Source organism: Micromonospora krabiensis, assembly GCF_900091425.1.
Lineage (GTDB): Bacteria > Actinomycetota > Actinomycetes > Mycobacteriales > Micromonosporaceae > Micromonospora > Micromonospora krabiensis.
In genome coordinates this window covers 5,507,200-5,521,382 of record NZ_LT598496.1, presented here as the reverse complement: position 1 = coordinate 5,521,382, position 14,183 = coordinate 5,507,200, and the positions used below count along the sequence as shown (strand labels likewise).

At 68.5% G+C, this 14,183-nt stretch carries 15 protein-coding genes; 4 read left to right on the top strand and 11 right to left on the bottom strand.

The annotated features are described in order from the left end of the window. Positions 1-178: 178 nt before the first annotated feature. Both GA0070620_RS25345 and GA0070620_RS25340 read right to left on the bottom strand, forming a co-directional pair. A complete protein-coding gene (locus GA0070620_RS25345; RefSeq protein WP_091594901.1) occupies positions 179-733 on the bottom strand; it encodes a GNAT family N-acetyltransferase in 555 nt (184 codons plus the stop codon). Between the two features lie 104 nt (positions 734-837). Continuing rightward, the gene (locus GA0070620_RS25340) at positions 838-1,725 is read right to left on the bottom strand and encodes an AraC family transcriptional regulator (protein WP_091594899.1); all 888 of its coding nucleotides are present in this window, start codon (positions 1,723-1,725) and stop codon (positions 838-840) included. A gap of 89 nt (positions 1,726-1,814) precedes the next feature. On the opposite strand from GA0070620_RS25340, the gene GA0070620_RS25335 reads away from it, so the two are divergent. From GA0070620_RS25335 to GA0070620_RS25320, 3 genes are all read left to right on the top strand, one after another. Next, the gene (locus GA0070620_RS25335; RefSeq protein WP_091594897.1) at positions 1,815-2,900 is read left to right on the top strand and encodes an aldo/keto reductase; all 1,086 of its coding nucleotides are present in this window, start codon (positions 1,815-1,817) and stop codon (positions 2,898-2,900) included. A 34-nt stretch (positions 2,901-2,934) separates the two neighbouring features. Further along, positions 2,935-3,771 (top strand): MBL fold metallo-hydrolase, encoded by an 837-nt coding sequence (locus GA0070620_RS25330; protein ID WP_091594895.1) that lies wholly within the window; start codon positions 2,935-2,937, stop codon positions 3,769-3,771. Between the two features lie 1,712 nt (positions 3,772-5,483). Further along, positions 5,484-6,005 carry a hypothetical protein gene (locus tag GA0070620_RS25320; RefSeq protein WP_091594891.1) on the top strand — a complete coding sequence of 174 codons (522 nt, stop codon included), beginning with the start codon at positions 5,484-5,486 and terminating at the stop codon, positions 6,003-6,005. Between the two features lie 11 nt (positions 6,006-6,016). Here the strand turns inward: GA0070620_RS25320 and GA0070620_RS33790 are convergent, their stop codons facing one another. From GA0070620_RS33790 to GA0070620_RS25280, 9 genes are all read right to left on the bottom strand, one after another. Further along, positions 6,017-6,847: a tyrosine-type recombinase/integrase gene (locus GA0070620_RS33790; protein WP_231921975.1), complete on the bottom strand. Its 831-nt coding sequence runs from the start codon at positions 6,845-6,847 to the stop codon at positions 6,017-6,019. Then, positions 6,817-7,455: a hypothetical protein gene (locus tag GA0070620_RS33785; RefSeq protein ID WP_231921974.1), complete on the bottom strand. Its 639-nt coding sequence runs from the start codon at positions 7,453-7,455 to the stop codon at positions 6,817-6,819. The genes GA0070620_RS33790 and GA0070620_RS33785 overlap by 31 nt, the downstream gene beginning before the upstream one ends. Next, on the bottom strand, positions 7,452-7,637 hold the full coding sequence (locus GA0070620_RS25310) for a helix-turn-helix transcriptional regulator (protein ID WP_091594889.1): 186 nt from the start codon (positions 7,635-7,637) through the stop codon (positions 7,452-7,454). The genes GA0070620_RS33785 and GA0070620_RS25310 overlap by 4 nt, the downstream gene beginning before the upstream one ends. Beyond that, positions 7,634-9,409 (bottom strand): replication initiator, encoded by a 1,776-nt coding sequence (locus GA0070620_RS25305; RefSeq protein ID WP_091594887.1) that lies wholly within the window; start codon positions 9,407-9,409, stop codon positions 7,634-7,636. The genes GA0070620_RS25310 and GA0070620_RS25305 overlap by 4 nt, the downstream gene beginning before the upstream one ends. Next, positions 9,406-9,915, bottom strand: a complete 510-nt coding sequence (locus GA0070620_RS25300; RefSeq protein WP_091594885.1) for a DUF2637 domain-containing protein — start codon at positions 9,913-9,915, stop codon at positions 9,406-9,408. Before GA0070620_RS25300 ends, GA0070620_RS25305 begins: the two co-directional genes overlap by 4 nt. Positions 9,916-9,935: 20 nt before the next feature. Beyond that, positions 9,936-10,124: a hypothetical protein gene (locus tag GA0070620_RS25295; RefSeq protein ID WP_091594883.1), complete on the bottom strand. Its 189-nt coding sequence runs from the start codon at positions 10,122-10,124 to the stop codon at positions 9,936-9,938. Between the two features lie 3 nt (positions 10,125-10,127). Beyond that, on the bottom strand, positions 10,128-10,382 hold the full coding sequence (locus GA0070620_RS25290; protein WP_091594882.1) for a hypothetical protein: 255 nt from the start codon (positions 10,380-10,382) through the stop codon (positions 10,128-10,130). Next, positions 10,379-11,974 carry an FtsK/SpoIIIE domain-containing protein gene (locus GA0070620_RS25285; protein ID WP_091599359.1) on the bottom strand — a complete coding sequence of 532 codons (1,596 nt, stop codon included), beginning with the start codon at positions 11,972-11,974 and terminating at the stop codon, positions 10,379-10,381. The genes GA0070620_RS25290 and GA0070620_RS25285 overlap by 4 nt, the downstream gene beginning before the upstream one ends. A gap of 181 nt (positions 11,975-12,155) precedes the next feature. After that, positions 12,156-12,551: a transcriptional regulator gene (locus GA0070620_RS25280; protein ID WP_091594880.1), complete on the bottom strand. Its 396-nt coding sequence runs from the start codon at positions 12,549-12,551 to the stop codon at positions 12,156-12,158. 161 nt (positions 12,552-12,712) lie between these two features. Between GA0070620_RS25280 and GA0070620_RS32805 the strand changes: the two genes are divergently transcribed. Then, positions 12,713-14,182: a pentapeptide repeat-containing protein gene (locus GA0070620_RS32805; protein WP_157741706.1), complete on the top strand. Its 1,470-nt coding sequence runs from the start codon at positions 12,713-12,715 to the stop codon at positions 14,180-14,182. Position 14,183 lies beyond the last annotated feature (1 nt).

Genomic DNA, 14,183 nt, shown 5'->3' with positions numbered 1-14,183 from the left:
GTGGAGCGCCGAATTCGCCTCCTTGGTCACCGCGAGTGACGCCTCCAGGAGGTGCATTCCCGCTTACGCTCGGTATCCAGCCATCGACCACCCTACCTGTTCGGCTCATTCGCGCCACAGGCATCTTCCGGACAGTTCGGATCGCCGCGAACACGCCCCGACCCTCCGGGGTGCGGCACTACCGCTGCCCGCGCCACTCCGCGGACAGCAGCCCGTAGATGAGTGTGTCGGCCCACTCCCCCTTGGCCCAGTGGTCCTGGCGCAGGTGCGCCTCCCGGACCATGCCGACCCGCTCGCACAGCCGCGCCGACGCGTCGTTACGTGCGTCGACGTGGGCGATGAGGCGATGCATGCCGTACCGCTCGAACGCCACCCGGATGAGGGCACGGGCGGCCTCGGTCGCGAACCCTCGGCCCGCCACCGACGGGTGGAAGGCCCAGCCCACCTCCCCACGGGAGAGCGTCTCGTCGGCCGGCCACAGGATGATGTCGCCCACCACCTCACCCTCGTGCTCGACCACAAGGGACAGTCGTGACTCCGGTCCGCTGATGCCCGTGTAGTTCACCCGCCGGCCGACCATCTCGGCCGCGAACTCGCGCGTCCACGGCTCCCACGGGATGTAGCGGGCGACGCGGGGGTCACCGTAGTAGGCCAGCACTGCGTCGACATCGTCGATGCGATGCGTGCGCAGCAGCAGCCGCTCGGTGCGGATCGGCAACGTCAGCTCGGACATGCGTCGTATTCGCCTTCCCCGGCCGGCCCCGCGCCCTCCGGTGGGCACGCCGTCGCCGGACGAGACGCGACCCTAGCGTCCCCGGCTCGTGTTCACCCTCCCGCTCAGACCACGCCGTCGCCGAGCCGAGCGAGACCGACCTGGGCGAGGCGGGCCGCGTCCTGGCCCGGCGGCAGGCCGAACAACCGCCGGTACTCGCGGCTGAACTGCGACGCGCTCTCGTAGCCGACGGCGAATCCGACGGCCGCCACGTCGCCGGGCGCGGCGAGCAGCCGGGTCCTCGCCTCCTGGAGCCGGACGAGTTTCTGGAACTGGATCGGCGTCATCGTCGTGACGGCGCGGAAGTGACGGTGGAACGAGGTCAGGCTCATCCCGGCGACGCGCGCCGCGTCCTCGACGCGGAACAGGTCGGCGTGGTGCTCGCGGATCCACCGGATGGCGCGCTCGATCTGCACGATGTTGCTGTCGCCGAGCCCCACCTGACGGACCGTGCCGCCCTGCTCGCCGGTCAGCAGCCGCCAGACGACCTCGCGTTCCAGGGCCGCCCAGAGCACCCGCTGGTCGTCCGGTCGGTCGAGGAGCCGCAGCAGGCGTACCACCGCGTCGAGCAGGTCCTCGCCGGCCGTGCTGACCGCGATTCCGGCCGCCGGTCCGCCGGCCCTTGGCGGCATGTCCAGCAGCAACTCGGCGACCAGGGGCGGCCGCAGGGTGAGGCCCAGGACGAGGTACGGCTCGCGGGGCGAGGCCTCGCTGATCTGGGCGATCACCGGCAGCTCCATCGACGCTACGACGAACTGCCCGGCGCCGTACGCGAAGAGGCGGGCCCCCAGGGTGGCACGCTTCGCGCCCTGCACCACCAGGGCGAACACCGCCGCGGACTGGCTCGGCATGGGCTCGGTCGGCGCGTCGGCGCGGTGGAGGACGAGACCGGCCGGTGTCGGCCGTCCGACGTGCCGCAGCACCAGGTCGCGGATCTCCGGCAGCGCGCTCACCTGGCCAAGTCTGCCACTTTGGCAGGATCAGGCAACGCGGTGGCGTTATCGATCTACTCGATCCCCCACCACGGGTGTGCACTCGACACATGCCACTCGACACCTTCGTGACGCTGGGCCGCTCCGGCCTCCGCGTCAGTCCGTACACGCTCGGCGCGATGACGTTCGGTGAGGACCACGGCTGGGGCGCCTCCGTCGAGGAGTCCGAAGCCATGCTCACCGAGTATCTGGAGCGGGGCGGCAACTCCATCGACACCGCCAACATCTACACCAACGGCCACTCCGAGAAGATCATCGGTGACTACCTGGCCGCCCGGCCCGGCCTGCGCGACCGGATCGTGCTCGGCTCGAAGTTCTTCGGCAACCTGTTCCCCGGCGACCCGAACGGCGGCGGCGCGGGGCGCAAGGCCGTCGTCGCCCAGGCCGAGGAGTCCCTGCGCCGGCTCGGCACCGACTACCTGGACCTGTACTGGCTGCACAACTGGGACCGCGGGGTTCCGGTCGAGGAGACGCTGCGCGCCCTCGACGACCTGGTCACCGCCGGCAAGATCCGGTACGTGGGGCTCTCCGACCTGCCCGCGTGGAAGGCGGCCGAGGCGCAGGTCGTCGTGCATTTCCGCGGCTGGACGCCGGCGATCGCCATGCAGATCGAGTACTCGTTGCTGGAGCGTACGGGCGAGGGGGAGCTCATTCCGATGGCGGCCGAGCACGGCCTCGGCGTACTCCCGTGGAGCCCGCTGAAGAGCGGCTGGCTCTCCGGGAAGTTCACGCGCGGCACCAGCAGCGGCGCCGTCGACACCGCGCGCGGCGCTCTCGTCGGCGCGCCCGGCGAACGCGACTGGCAGGTGATCGACGCACTCCACGAGGTGGCCGCCGACGCCGGGGTGACACCGGCTGCGGCGGCGCTGGCCTGGGTCGGCGCCCGCCCCGGCGTGTCGTCGGTGCTGATCGGTGCCCGGCGCCTCGACCAGCTGAAGGCGAACCTGGACGCGGTCGACGTGCGGTTGTCGGCGGAGCAGGCGGCCCGTCTCGACGAGGTCTCCACGCCGACGCTCAACTTCCCCGCCGACAACAACCGACTCCTGGCCCCGTCTTTGGCGTTCGCGGGCGCGACGGTCGACGGCCGAGCGACATTGGTATCGCCGCGGCTCGGCTCCAGCACCGTCCGGTACTGAGCCGCACGCCCTCACCGAGAACCAGGAGCCAGCCATGGAGTACGCCGTACATTCCGTACGCCGGCCGGGTGTCACCCGAGACCTGCCCTTCGGGCCCGACGACCTGCGCTGGGTCGCCAACACGGCCACCCTGGTCTACGGCGAGCGCGACGCCGTGCTCGTGGACACCTACACCACCGTCGAGCAGAACCAGGCGCTCGTGGACTGGGTGCGCTCGTTCGGGCGCCGGTTGACGCACGTCTACATCACGCACGCGCACGGCGACCACCTCTTCGGGGTCGGCCAGATCATCGACGCCTTCCCGGGCGTACGCGCGGTCGCCACCAAGGAGACCGTCGCCGGGTCGGCGGCCCAGGTCGGACCGGAATGGGTCGACTCGTACTGGGAGCTCCTGTTCCCCGGCCAGATCCCGCAGCACCTGCCCGTGCCCGAGACGCTGGACGGCGACACCATCGAGTTGGAGGGGCACCGGCTGGAGGCGATCGGCACCGGCGCCACGGACACGGCCGGATCCTCGGTGCTCTGGGTGCCCGACCTGCGGCTGCTGGTCGCCGGTGACGTCGTCTACAACGACGCCCATCAGTACCTGGCCGAGAGCACCACCGAGACGCGGGCCCACTGGGCGGCCACCGTCGACCGGCTGCGGGAGCTGGACCCGGTCGCGGTGGTCGCCGGACACAAGAACCCCGACCGGGCCGACGACCCCGTCATCCTCACCGAGACGGCGACCTACCTGCGCGACTTCGACGAGGTCGCCGCCCGCACCACGACGGCCGAGGAGCTGTACGCCGCGATGCTCGAAAGGTATCCGCGCCGCGTGAACCCCGGCTCCCTCTGGGGCGGAGCCAAGAAGGCAAAGCCGGCCTCCTGACCCGCCCCCGCCCTCCCATGGTGATCAAGAGGTTTGCGTCAGGATCCGGCCCCGGGCTGACGCCAACCTCTTGATCACCGGGCGGAACGACAACGACCCCCCGATCAGCATGTCTGCTGGTCAGGGACCGTGGCCCAGCCTCAGGCAACGCCCTGTCATGCCGAGACCCGTGCGCTCCGAAGTCGGGGTGGAACCGACGGAGGCAGTACCAAGTCTCATCGGCATGATGGCCCGATTTCGGCTTGGCTCGGTGTTGATGTGGGTGTCCCTGACGGCCCTGGCAGCATGCGGAGCCGCAACCGAGCCAGCTACCGCAGGATCAGTTGGGACCGCTGAGCCCGAGTCGAGCACATCTACGCAGACGAGCGCGGGCGATGCTGCTGTCTGGGATCTCAGCCCGGCGCAGAGCGTTCAGAGATCGTCCACGAAGTTCATTGCCCTCGTTTCGCGACTGGGCTGCAACGGCGGGGCCACGGGACAGGTCCTGGCGCCGGAGATCCACATGAGCGCGTCTGAGGTCGTCGTGACTTTCAGCGTCGCTCCGAAGCAGCCCGGTGCTGCAGCGTGCCCCGGCAACAATCAGGTTTCTTACGAGGTTGACCTCGGTGAGCTGCTGCGCGACAGAGCGCTGGTCGACGGCCAGTGCCTGCCCGACGGGGAAGCGCCGACCACATCCTTCTGTGCCACCGGCCCCACGCGCTTCAGGCCGTAACGCCCATCGGGGTGTTCCTACCGGCTCCCCTCAATGCACTGACCTGCCGCGACCAGCGCGCTGATGTGGCTACAGCCTCCCCGGACGGGGATGCTGGACGGTCGGGCGACTGCCCGACGACTTCAAGATCCGACGTGCCCGTCACGTGCCCGGTCGACAGGTGGATCAGGGGCAACAACGGTCAACAGCGGCCGGAGACGGCAAAGACCCCCAACCTGCGTTCCCGCAAGTTGGGGGTCTTTGCCGTTGCCTGGTGGCGGGTAGAGGATTCGAACCTCTGTAGCTTTCGCGACGGATTTACAGGGCGTCCGTGATCTTCTGAGGGTCAGTGGTTCTGACCTGCTACTTCTCTTCTCGGTTGAGGCCCAGAGGAGTCAACTGCCCACCATCTGCCCACACCCCACGGAACATGCCTAGCTGTCCCGCAGCACGCTCAACACGGTGCGAGGCTGGCACGGTGCCGAACTGGCACTGTTGCCAATTGGCAACGTGCCAGCGCTGCAGATTTTTTTAAAAAGCCGCTCGTCGAGCGGAGCACCCCAGTGGCCGACTGCGCCAGGGCACCAGGCCCAGCCACCACGACGCCGAGCGCCGCCAGGAGAGCGGAGACTCCAACCATGACCAGCTGAAACACGGTGGGGGCCGCTGAGAAGCCCGTTACCCCAGCAGCACCGGCCGAGCATGCGGCCACAAGAGCTGACAACCGACGGCCGCGGTTTCTGGGGTTAGAGCGCACACACGCACTGTTACACATCAGCGCCAACGTCATCCGAGCGCATCGCCGATCTTGTCGTTCATGGTGTCGTCTCCACCGTCGATGCAGCTGGCGTAGACGCAGAGCAGGACGGCGACCCCGTGGCCCAAGCGCCGGGCGACCTCGGTCGGCGGGACGCCGGCATTCAGCCTGAGCGAGGGCGCCGCGTGCCGCAGGTCGTACGGCCGACAGACGAGCTGCGGATAAGCCAGCGACAGCGAGGGTGCGCTGACGGATCATGTACCGATGCTCGGTCAGGATGCCCTCGCTCGCCTCCAGGACGCCGCTGTCTTGTGGAGCGTCGGTTCCGGCACCGCAGCCCAGGTGATCGAAGCAGCCTGCGACTGCCTCATCGCGGGGATAGACAGCCCGACTCTTCTGATCCTCGCTGGCATCTCGCCGGTGAAGGGTGCAGAAAGCGACGAGCTGCGGCGTTGGCTCGAAGGCGCGCTGTCGGAACTCTCGCTGGCCTACTACGCCGAGGGCAGCCGAGAGAGCGAGGAGGAAGCCCTCCGAATCATGGCCCGGCGACTGCTCGCACAGACCATCGCGCCTCGTGATCTCACCTCTTGGGCCTACCGATACATCTCCTACGACGGGACTCCCCTGGCGGCCGAGCTGATCGCCTTGGACAACGCCTACGACTTCGTAGAGGCCGTCCACGACTGGCAGCCGCACACCAGGTCCGAGACCAGGGATATTGACGTGGACGTCATCCGCGAGGCTCGACGCCTTCTCGGTGACGCAACGACCGCCGAGAAGGACTGAGTTACGGACGCTCATCCGAGCGCATCGCCGATCTTGTCGTTGATCGTGTCGTCTCCCCCATCGATGCAGTTCGCGTAGACGCGGAGCAGGACGGCGACCCCGTGGCCCAGGCGTCGGGCGACCTCGGTCGGCGGGACGCCGGCATTCAGCCAGAGTGAGGCCGCCGCGTGCCGCAGGTCGTAGGGCCGGCGGATGAGCGGCGAGGAAACCTGAGCCTCGGTCAGGGCCCGTTCCCGGGCGAGCTTCCACCATCGGTCGTAGACCGACTCCGACAGCGGCCCGCCGTGCAGACCCCGGAAGAACCGACCATCCGGGCCAACACCGTGATTCTCGACGTGTACGCACAAGAGCTCGACCAGCCGGGGCGGGATCGGGACGGTCCGGGTCTCTTGCCGCCCCCGGTGCTTGAGTCCCCGCCGCTCGTGCGACCCGCCGTCGTCGGTCCAGTGCGACCCAGCCCGGGGCGAAGTGCCGGCGAGCACCAGGCGGCCCCAGCGGTAGTCGATCTTCTCGTGTTCACAGGACGCCGAGGGCTTGACGGCCGCCAGGTCGTCGAAGTCAGCGCCGCAGTCGGCACACCTGCCGGGTAGGTCGCAGTCCTCCCGCCGCAGGTCGGCTGCCTCGGAGGGCCGCATGCCCGCGTAGTAGAGGCAGCCGAAGAACGCGGTGACCTTGTCGGCCCGTTTGCCGAGAGATTTCACCGCCTCCAGCAGCGCGGCGACCTGGGCGGGGTTCGCGACCACCCGCCGGTCGATGGACTGTGCCACCTCGGGAGCCGTCCATTGGACCTTGTCGACCGGGTTGGAGTCGATCAGCTCCAGCTCGACGGCGTAGCCGAGCACGTTGTAGAAGGTGGCCCGCTTCCGCTGGACCGTTGAGGCAGCCGCAGGCCTGCCGTCGAGGCGTACGCAGAGGCTGTCGAGGACCCGCGGACCATCGCGGGCGAGTCCAGTTCGACGACCGGCAGGGACGCGGTTTCCAGCCAGGCCAGCGCCGCCGCGTGCTCCGGGGGGAATTCGTCGGACCAGCGGCGCGGGTTGAGGCCGTAGAGGTAGAGCGCTTCACGAAGCAGCGCGTCAGCCGGCCGGCCCCGCTTGGCCGGGCGGGTCAGGGTCACCGTGATGGAGGTCAGCGCCTCGACGATCGACCGCCGGGTCTTGGCCGCCGCCCGGGGCCACTTCATCTCGACGTACGCGCGGCTGTGCGCGTACCAGGTGGTGAGGTTCTTGGTTCTGGCCTCGGAGACCGGGCGGCCGGTGGCCGGGTCGAAGGGCTCTCCCGCGTTGGCGGCCTGGACCAGCTCGGCGCGGAACGAGTGCGCCAGGGCCTTGGTACGGAACATCTCCTCGAAGCGCTGGCCGGCGACCGCCCAGCGGACCCGCCACGGTCGAGCCTTCCGGTCCGCACGCTTGCCGATCTCCCAGATCTGGACCTCGTAGCTATTCTTCATGCCGCGTCCTGCTCCAGCTCACCGAGCCACCGCCCGAGCGCGGACCGGCGGACCCGAAGCTGCCCGTTCGGGAGCTTGATCACCCGTGGCCCCTTGCCGGTCTGCCGCCAGTAGAACCAGGTCGAGCGCGACACCCGCAGTTCGGCGAGCACTTCCGGCACGGTCAGCAGTTCCTCGTTCAATGCAACCCCTCCCCCATGTCCTGCCCGTCGTGCTGAGTTGCCGAAAGATCTGGCGGTCCCTGGGCGGCCCGGTCCTTGGCGGCGAGGAGTTCGCTCCGCCACCGGGCGCGTTCGCTGATCGAGCGCATGAGCCGGTGGGCCATCGGTCCCACATCCGGGTCGTCGGGTCGGGCGAGTTCCCAGGCGTGCCGGACCCGTTCGGTGGTGTCGCCCTGGTCGTCGACGAGCTGCCCGGCGGGACCGGCGGTCGCGCTGTCGGTGGTGACGCCGAGCAGGGCCCGGACCCAGGCGCGTACGTCGTGCTTGTGGTCGGCGAGGGTTTTCCCGGACCAGTCGCGGGAGATGAGGATGCGCCGGCCGCCGATGCCGAGGGTGTCCCGTTGGTGCACCTTGCCCTTGCACCGGCCGGGCTTGAGCTTGGCGTGCGCCTTCTTGGGCTGGATGCCGTAAAGCAGCCAGTTCGCGCAGCGGTCGGTGCACGGGGTGGTCCGGAGTTGCTGCCAGAGCCGGTCGAGGTGTGCCCGCTGCCGGTCGGTGGTCGCCTTGTGCACGTCGCCGGTGTGCTTGGTGATGTATTTCGTGACGTACCGGATGGTCCGCTCGGCGTCCTCGGTGCCGGGCATGACGCCGCGGGCGTCGACCTGGGCGCCGAAGCGGACGACGTGGACCGGTTCTGCGTCCGGGTCGTCGTCGGTGGCGTCGAGGGCTTCCGTCCAGGAAGTCAACGGTTCGCGGGTGTCCGGGTCGACCCATGCCGCCGCCTGCTCGTCCCAGACGGGAAGGCGGTCGAGGGTGTACCGCTGGACGTCGACCGAGGGCCACCACACCTGGTGATAGGTCGCCGCCGCCACGGTGCGCAGCACGTCCCGGGGGATGGTGCCTCGGATGGCGAAGTGCGCGTGTGGGGCGAGTCGGCGTTGCGGCTCGACGCAGCCGGCGTACTGGACGTTCCAGCCCTCACAGCGTCGGAGGTTCTGCCAGAACCGGTCGAGCAGCCGCGGAAAATGCACGGCGTCCCAGGCAGCCCGGCGGTAGTCGTACCTGGCCGGGTTTACCGGGGTGCCGTCCGGGCGGACCGGGCCGTACGAGTCGAGGGTGAGAGTGAGCCACATCGACGGCCGGTAGGTGGCGCCATCCGGGGCGGTGTAGGTCTTGCCGACGGTGCGCCGCTCGACCTTGCGGCGGGGCAGCTCGGGTGCGTCCTGGCGCCGCTTGGTGGAGCGCTTGCGCCGACGGCCGGGCTCGTCGTCCTGGTCGTCGTCGACGCTGGCGTGGGGTGGCCCGACGCGCCCGCGTAGTCCCTCGGCGGTGATGGCTTCCTCTACCTCGCGGATGGCCTCGTCAAGGTCGGTCACCTGGTCCCACTGGGCGGCGCGTACCGCCTCATCGCGGGAGAACTCCAGGTGTGCGCGGAAGAGGATCAGGGACTTCTGCGCCTCGGTCGCCGGTTCCGGGCCGGGCAACGGCTCATCGTCGCGGTGCCAGCCCTCGCGGATCTGGGCCTGCCGCAGCCGACGGTTCTTCTTGGCGCACGGCGGGCACTTGTCCTCGCGGGTCGCACCGCAGGGCAGGTCGATTACCTCGGTCAGCCCGGTATCGAGGTCGGTACGCCGCATAGCCAGGGGGCGGATGCAAACGCCGTACTCGATCGCGATCTCTTTGAGCACGTCGACCGAGCGGGGCAACGCCATGCGGGCCGCCCGCGACCCCGGCCGAGGAGCAACCGGGGCCGGGGCAGCGGGGGCGAGGCCGGGCAGGGCCGGAGCCGTCATCGGATGATCCCCACGACCTGGGGCCGGTTGGGCTGGACGACGCGAACCGGGGGCAGCACCGCGGCCGGTGTGGGCGGCTCGACCGGAGCGGGTGACACCGGCTCGACCTGCTCGGGCTCGTCGTACCAGTCAGCCTGCGACTGATCCGGCTCGGGAGCCGGCGTGGCGGCCGGCGCGCTGGAGAGGACGACCTTGACCAGCGCGAGGAAGGCCAGCGACGGCACGGCTGCGACGATCCAGCCCCAGACGGACGGCTCAGCTTCGGCGACCTGCGCGGCCAGCGACAGCAGGGAGAACGCCACCAGGAGCACGCCGACCATGCCGACCGGTCGCCCGGCTCGACGGCGGGCGCGGATCTCCAGGCCGAGGTAGATCGCCATCAGCTCGACGGCTACGGCGTTGGCCCAGCCGATCCAGTTAGGCTGTCCATGGGCCACGGTCAGGTCGTGGACGTGGGTGAAGGCTGCGGCACCGGCCATGACGCCGATGGCGATGAGGATCAGCATTCGTACGCCGGACTCGATCCTCATCGGCCGCTCCCGCTCTCGCGGATGGTCAGGGTGATGCGGATGCACTGCCCGTCGAGGTCCCGGCGACGGTTGACCATGTGCGCCAGGCCGTGCAGGGCGGCGGCGAGCCGGTCCGGGGAGCCGTCAAGCTCGACGTGCACGGGCTTGATCCGGTGGGTGCCGAGGAAGAGACGCTTGAGGGACATCGGTTACCTCCGGGCCGGGGTGACGCGGGTACGGATGTGGTCGGGCGGATCGCCGAGGGTGGCCACCGCTTCGGAGAGGCAACGCCAGAGCGCCCACGCCTCGTCGGGCGTCAGGTACATGCGGCGCCGGCCGCTACCGACGGCCAGATAGACCGGGTAGGGGTCCGGGCGGTCGGAGTCGACGCGAACGGAGACGGCGGTGCTGGTCGAACCGTCCGGGTTCGGTGCGCGGAGCCGGTAGAAGGCTGGGGCGGTCACCGCGGCTCACCGCCGTCCGCGTCCCGGTCGAGGAAGTTGAGCAGCGAGTCCGGCAGCAATGGGCCGCGACGCTGCCGCGGCAGTGATGGCCGGGCCGGCTCGTCGGCGGTCTCCCGGCCGACCTGGGCGAGGATGTCCGCGGCGTCGGACGGCGCCGGGTACTCGGCGGCCAGCTCACGGATGTGCTCGTCGGAGATGTACGAGAAGCGCACTCGGGCTGGCTCCGGGGTGCCGTCGAGGATCACGTATCCGACGCCCTTCGCCCACCGGGGCATCTGGTCGGCCAGGGCGCCCCGATTACGGGCGCCATCGCCGAGCACAAGATCCACCTGAGCCGCCTCGGTCAGGCCGAGCGCGATCCGGGTCGGGAAGAGGTCCCGGAACGGCAGTACCTCCTTGCGGGGGTCTTGCAACGCGGCCACGACGAGGACCCCGACCCCGGCGCCCTGCGACAGCAGCAGCCCCAACGAGGACGCGATGCGCTTGCGCAGTTCAACGTCTTGGAGGTACGCGGTCAGCGCGGCCATCTCGTCGATGACGACCACGACCAGGGGGTCCGCCTCGGTCGGGGTGTGCACCCGCACCGCGCCGGCCAACCGGGTCTGACGCTCCCGCATCACCGCCACGGCCTCGTCGAGCAGGTCCGCCATCGCCTCGAAGGACTTGCAGGCGAACCGGGCGAACAACGGCCGACCCATCGCAAACTCCATCCCACCCTTGGGATCGATCACCCACAGCCGCACGAGGCCCGAAGTGATCCCGCCAGCCAGCGCCCGCACCAGCGACCACAACACCGATCCCTTGCCGCTGCGGGTGGCGCCACCGATCAGGACGTGGGTGGCGAGCAGGTGCAGACACCAGTGCCGCAGATCCTCTCGACGAGCCAGCGGCAGCGCGGTGAAGTCCGGATTCGTGGGCACGTCGAACGGCTCGACAACGGTCCGCAACGCGTCGGTACGGACGATCACCAGGTACACGAGCGAGGGTCGGTCCCGGTACCGCAGGCGATCGACCGCACCGAGCACCAGAGCCCAGTAGCCGGAGCGGACTGGTGGCTGGTCGGGCCGTTCGGTGTAGATGCGGGCGTGTCGACGACCGAAGGCGTAGGCAAGATTCGCGGTAACCCGCTGAAACTCTTCGGGCGTCTGACCACGCACCATACGGATGGTCAGCACGTCGAGCGCCTGATCCGACCGCACCCGCAGCAACTGCGGCAGGACCGGCCGATGGTCGTACGTCCTGGCCAGTCCGCAGAGTGTCATGGCCTCGCGCCACGCCCGCCGGTAGACGAACACCTGACGGAATCGGCCGAGCACCGGGCCGCCGCACCAGGCCCACCAGGACGCCTCGTGCTTCCACCGCCAGACCGCCGAGACTGCCGACGCCACGGCTACCGGCACGATCAGCCCGACTCGGCCGAACTGCCGATAGAGCACTACTCCGACCACGACCAGGCCGACGGTCACCGGGTGCCGCAGGCACCACCAGAGGCCCCGCCAAAGCCACCGGACAATCAAGCCCACGGCGACCAACCAGACCGGCAACTCCAGCCGGCGCGGCCGGATCACCATCAGGTCCCCAGCCGTGGTCATCACGACCTCACCACGCGGCCGGCGGATCATCGTGCACCCCGCACAGCCGCTACCAGCACCCACCCGCGGGCAGGAATACGCTTGGACATGTCGCTACCTCTCTCGCCAGAGCAGGGGGAAGAGACAGAGGGCGGGGCTGCCGTCCGCCAAGACCTGACAGCCCCGCCCCCACCCGATGCGGCTACGCCGCCGCCTTCTTGGTAACGCCCGCCGGGGCGCGCAACCCGGTCGCACGCAGCGAGTACGCCATGCGCCCGTTGTTCGTCACGTACGGCGTGACCGTCATCCCGTCGAACTCCACCGCCTCAAACGGCGCGCCCGTCGGCGGCACGGGCTGGTAATCGGCGGAAATCTTCACCGTCGTCTCCCGCGACCGTTTCCCCAGCTCGGGGTCAAGGTCCATCACCCGCACCTGCCAGACCCGCTGGCCGGTCACCTTGTCCTTGGCTGGGGTCCGCCGGCCCGTCTTCTCGTCGTAGTCCTCGACCTCGCCCAGGGATTCGGGCACCAACGCGCACCCCGCCGGGAACACGTCCTCGAACCGCACAGCGAACCTCGTGCCGCCTCGCAGAGCCATCGCTCAACCTCCACTTGTTAACTTGTCTGCCAAGTTGCGGTCCAAGGTAGACGGCACTTGGCAGACAAGTCAACAACTTGGTCGATCATCGCGGGCAGAGGCCTCGATCCGGTAGCCCCGCCAAGCGGCTCACGCTGGCACAGGTGCGGCATCATGCGCATGTGGCCCTGCGTCTATCCAAAGTGCTGTCTGGCCTAAGTGCTGCCCTCCTACTCACGGCAGCCGGGCTCGCGATACCGTCCGAGTCCTGGGCAGCCATTTCCGCCGGCATTGTTGAAGTGTGGGTTGCCTATCTGCTGGCCATTCTTGGCGCGGCAAGCGCCATCGCTGGAATTGCTTTACGTCGGAAGTCTGAGCGTCCGAAGTCCCTTTCCGCCGCGCCGGCGCCCCCGGAACGGCAACTTCAGCTAATACCTTCGTGGACCATACCTGCCGGAGTGTTGCTCGTCGCCACTGCGACTGCCTCCACCATCCTTTGGCTTCAAGCTGATATTCCAAGCGGGGGGACGGATATTCAGCAGGCGCAGTTGCGTGCCACGGCAATTCGGACCGGCCTTTCGGTTGGAGCTGGCGTCGCTGGAGCACTCGCTCTCCTGGTAGCTCTCCGCCGTCAACAACTGGCTGAAAGAACGCAGCAGGCCGCCGAGTACGATGCGGTAGAGAAGCGAGTAACCGAGCTGTATGTCAAAGCTGCAGAGCAACTAGGTTCGGACAAGGCGCCGGTTCGCCTGGCCGGACTGTATGCACTGGAGCGACTAGCTCAGGATAATCCCATCCACCGCACAAGCATTACCGAAGTAATTTGCGCGTACTTGCGGATGCCATACAAAGTGAACGAGGTCCCCAGAGAACCAGATCCCGACTACGCGGAAAACCCGGGTTTAGAGCCAGACGAAGACGATTCGAGCGAGGACTCAACTGGAGAGCGGCAGGTACGGCTTGCCGCCCAGCGCATTCTTGCTCGACACCTCCGCCCCAGCACAAGTGGGGGTTTGGCGAGCCCAAGCTACTGGGGGCCACTGAGAATCGATCTATCAGGGGCAGCTCTTGTCAATCTAGACCTCAGCAAATGCGTCATCTCCGAGGCGGACTTCAGCAATGCCATTTTCTACGGTAAAGCGATTTTCGCCGAAGTGGCGTTCGCTGGCGACGCCACCTTCTTAGAGGCAACCTTCCGCAGTTCAGCTCTATTTGACGACGCCGACTTCGCGCAATGGGCCAGTTTTGGTGGCACGAAGATTTTGGGGGAGGCCCGATTCGGCGGCGTGAGGTTTAAGGGAGGCACCTGGTTCGGTGGCACGCAGTTCTCGAAGAAGGCAGCTTGGTTTGATGACACCGTTTTTATGGAGTCGGCTAGCTTCCGCGGCCAAATCTTCCCAGGAAGGGCGATTTTCGATAGAGCGGATTTCAAGGACGGTGTGGATTTTGATAGCACAGAGTTCAACGAGTCCGCTTGGTTCGAGGAAAGCATCTTCCGCCTGTCGGCCAACTTTCGACACGCGGTTTTCTCGGAGCCACCCAGCCTTGAGGGAGCACTTGCACCGCCAAGTGACGAGCGAGGCGATGACGTCTGGCCCGATGGTTGGCAGCGCGACATGAAAACAACGATGCTTATAAGGTCTCCAGGGTAGA

What these genes read in the sequence shown, in the direction of transcription:
- GA0070620_RS25345 (WP_091594901.1), bottom strand. Translation starts at nt 733, where the DNA reads ATGTCCGAGCTGACGTTGCCGATCCGCACCGAGCGGCTGCTGCTGCGC.
- GA0070620_RS25335 (WP_091594897.1), top strand. Translation starts at nt 1,815, where the DNA reads ATGCCACTCGACACCTTCGTGACGCTGGGCCGCTCCGGCCTCCGCGTC.
- GA0070620_RS25330 (WP_091594895.1), top strand. Translation starts at nt 2,935, where the DNA reads ATGGAGTACGCCGTACATTCCGTACGCCGGCCGGGTGTCACCCGAGAC.
- GA0070620_RS25320 (WP_091594891.1), top strand. Translation starts at nt 5,484, where the DNA reads ATGCTCGGTCAGGATGCCCTCGCTCGCCTCCAGGACGCCGCTGTCTTG.
- GA0070620_RS33785 (WP_231921974.1), bottom strand. Translation starts at nt 7,455, where the DNA reads ATGAAGAATAGCTACGAGGTCCAGATCTGGGAGATCGGCAAGCGTGCG.
- GA0070620_RS25305 (WP_091594887.1), bottom strand. Translation starts at nt 9,409, where the DNA reads ATGACGGCTCCGGCCCTGCCCGGCCTCGCCCCCGCTGCCCCGGCCCCG.
- GA0070620_RS25300 (WP_091594885.1), bottom strand. Translation starts at nt 9,915, where the DNA reads ATGCTGATCCTCATCGCCATCGGCGTCATGGCCGGTGCCGCAGCCTTC.
- GA0070620_RS25295 (WP_091594883.1), bottom strand. Translation starts at nt 10,124, where the DNA reads ATGTCCCTCAAGCGTCTCTTCCTCGGCACCCACCGGATCAAGCCCGTG.
- GA0070620_RS25285 (WP_091599359.1), bottom strand. Translation starts at nt 11,974, where the DNA reads ATGACCACGGCTGGGGACCTGATGGTGATCCGGCCGCGCCGGCTGGAG.
- GA0070620_RS25280 (WP_091594880.1), bottom strand. Translation starts at nt 12,551, where the DNA reads ATGGCTCTGCGAGGCGGCACGAGGTTCGCTGTGCGGTTCGAGGACGTG.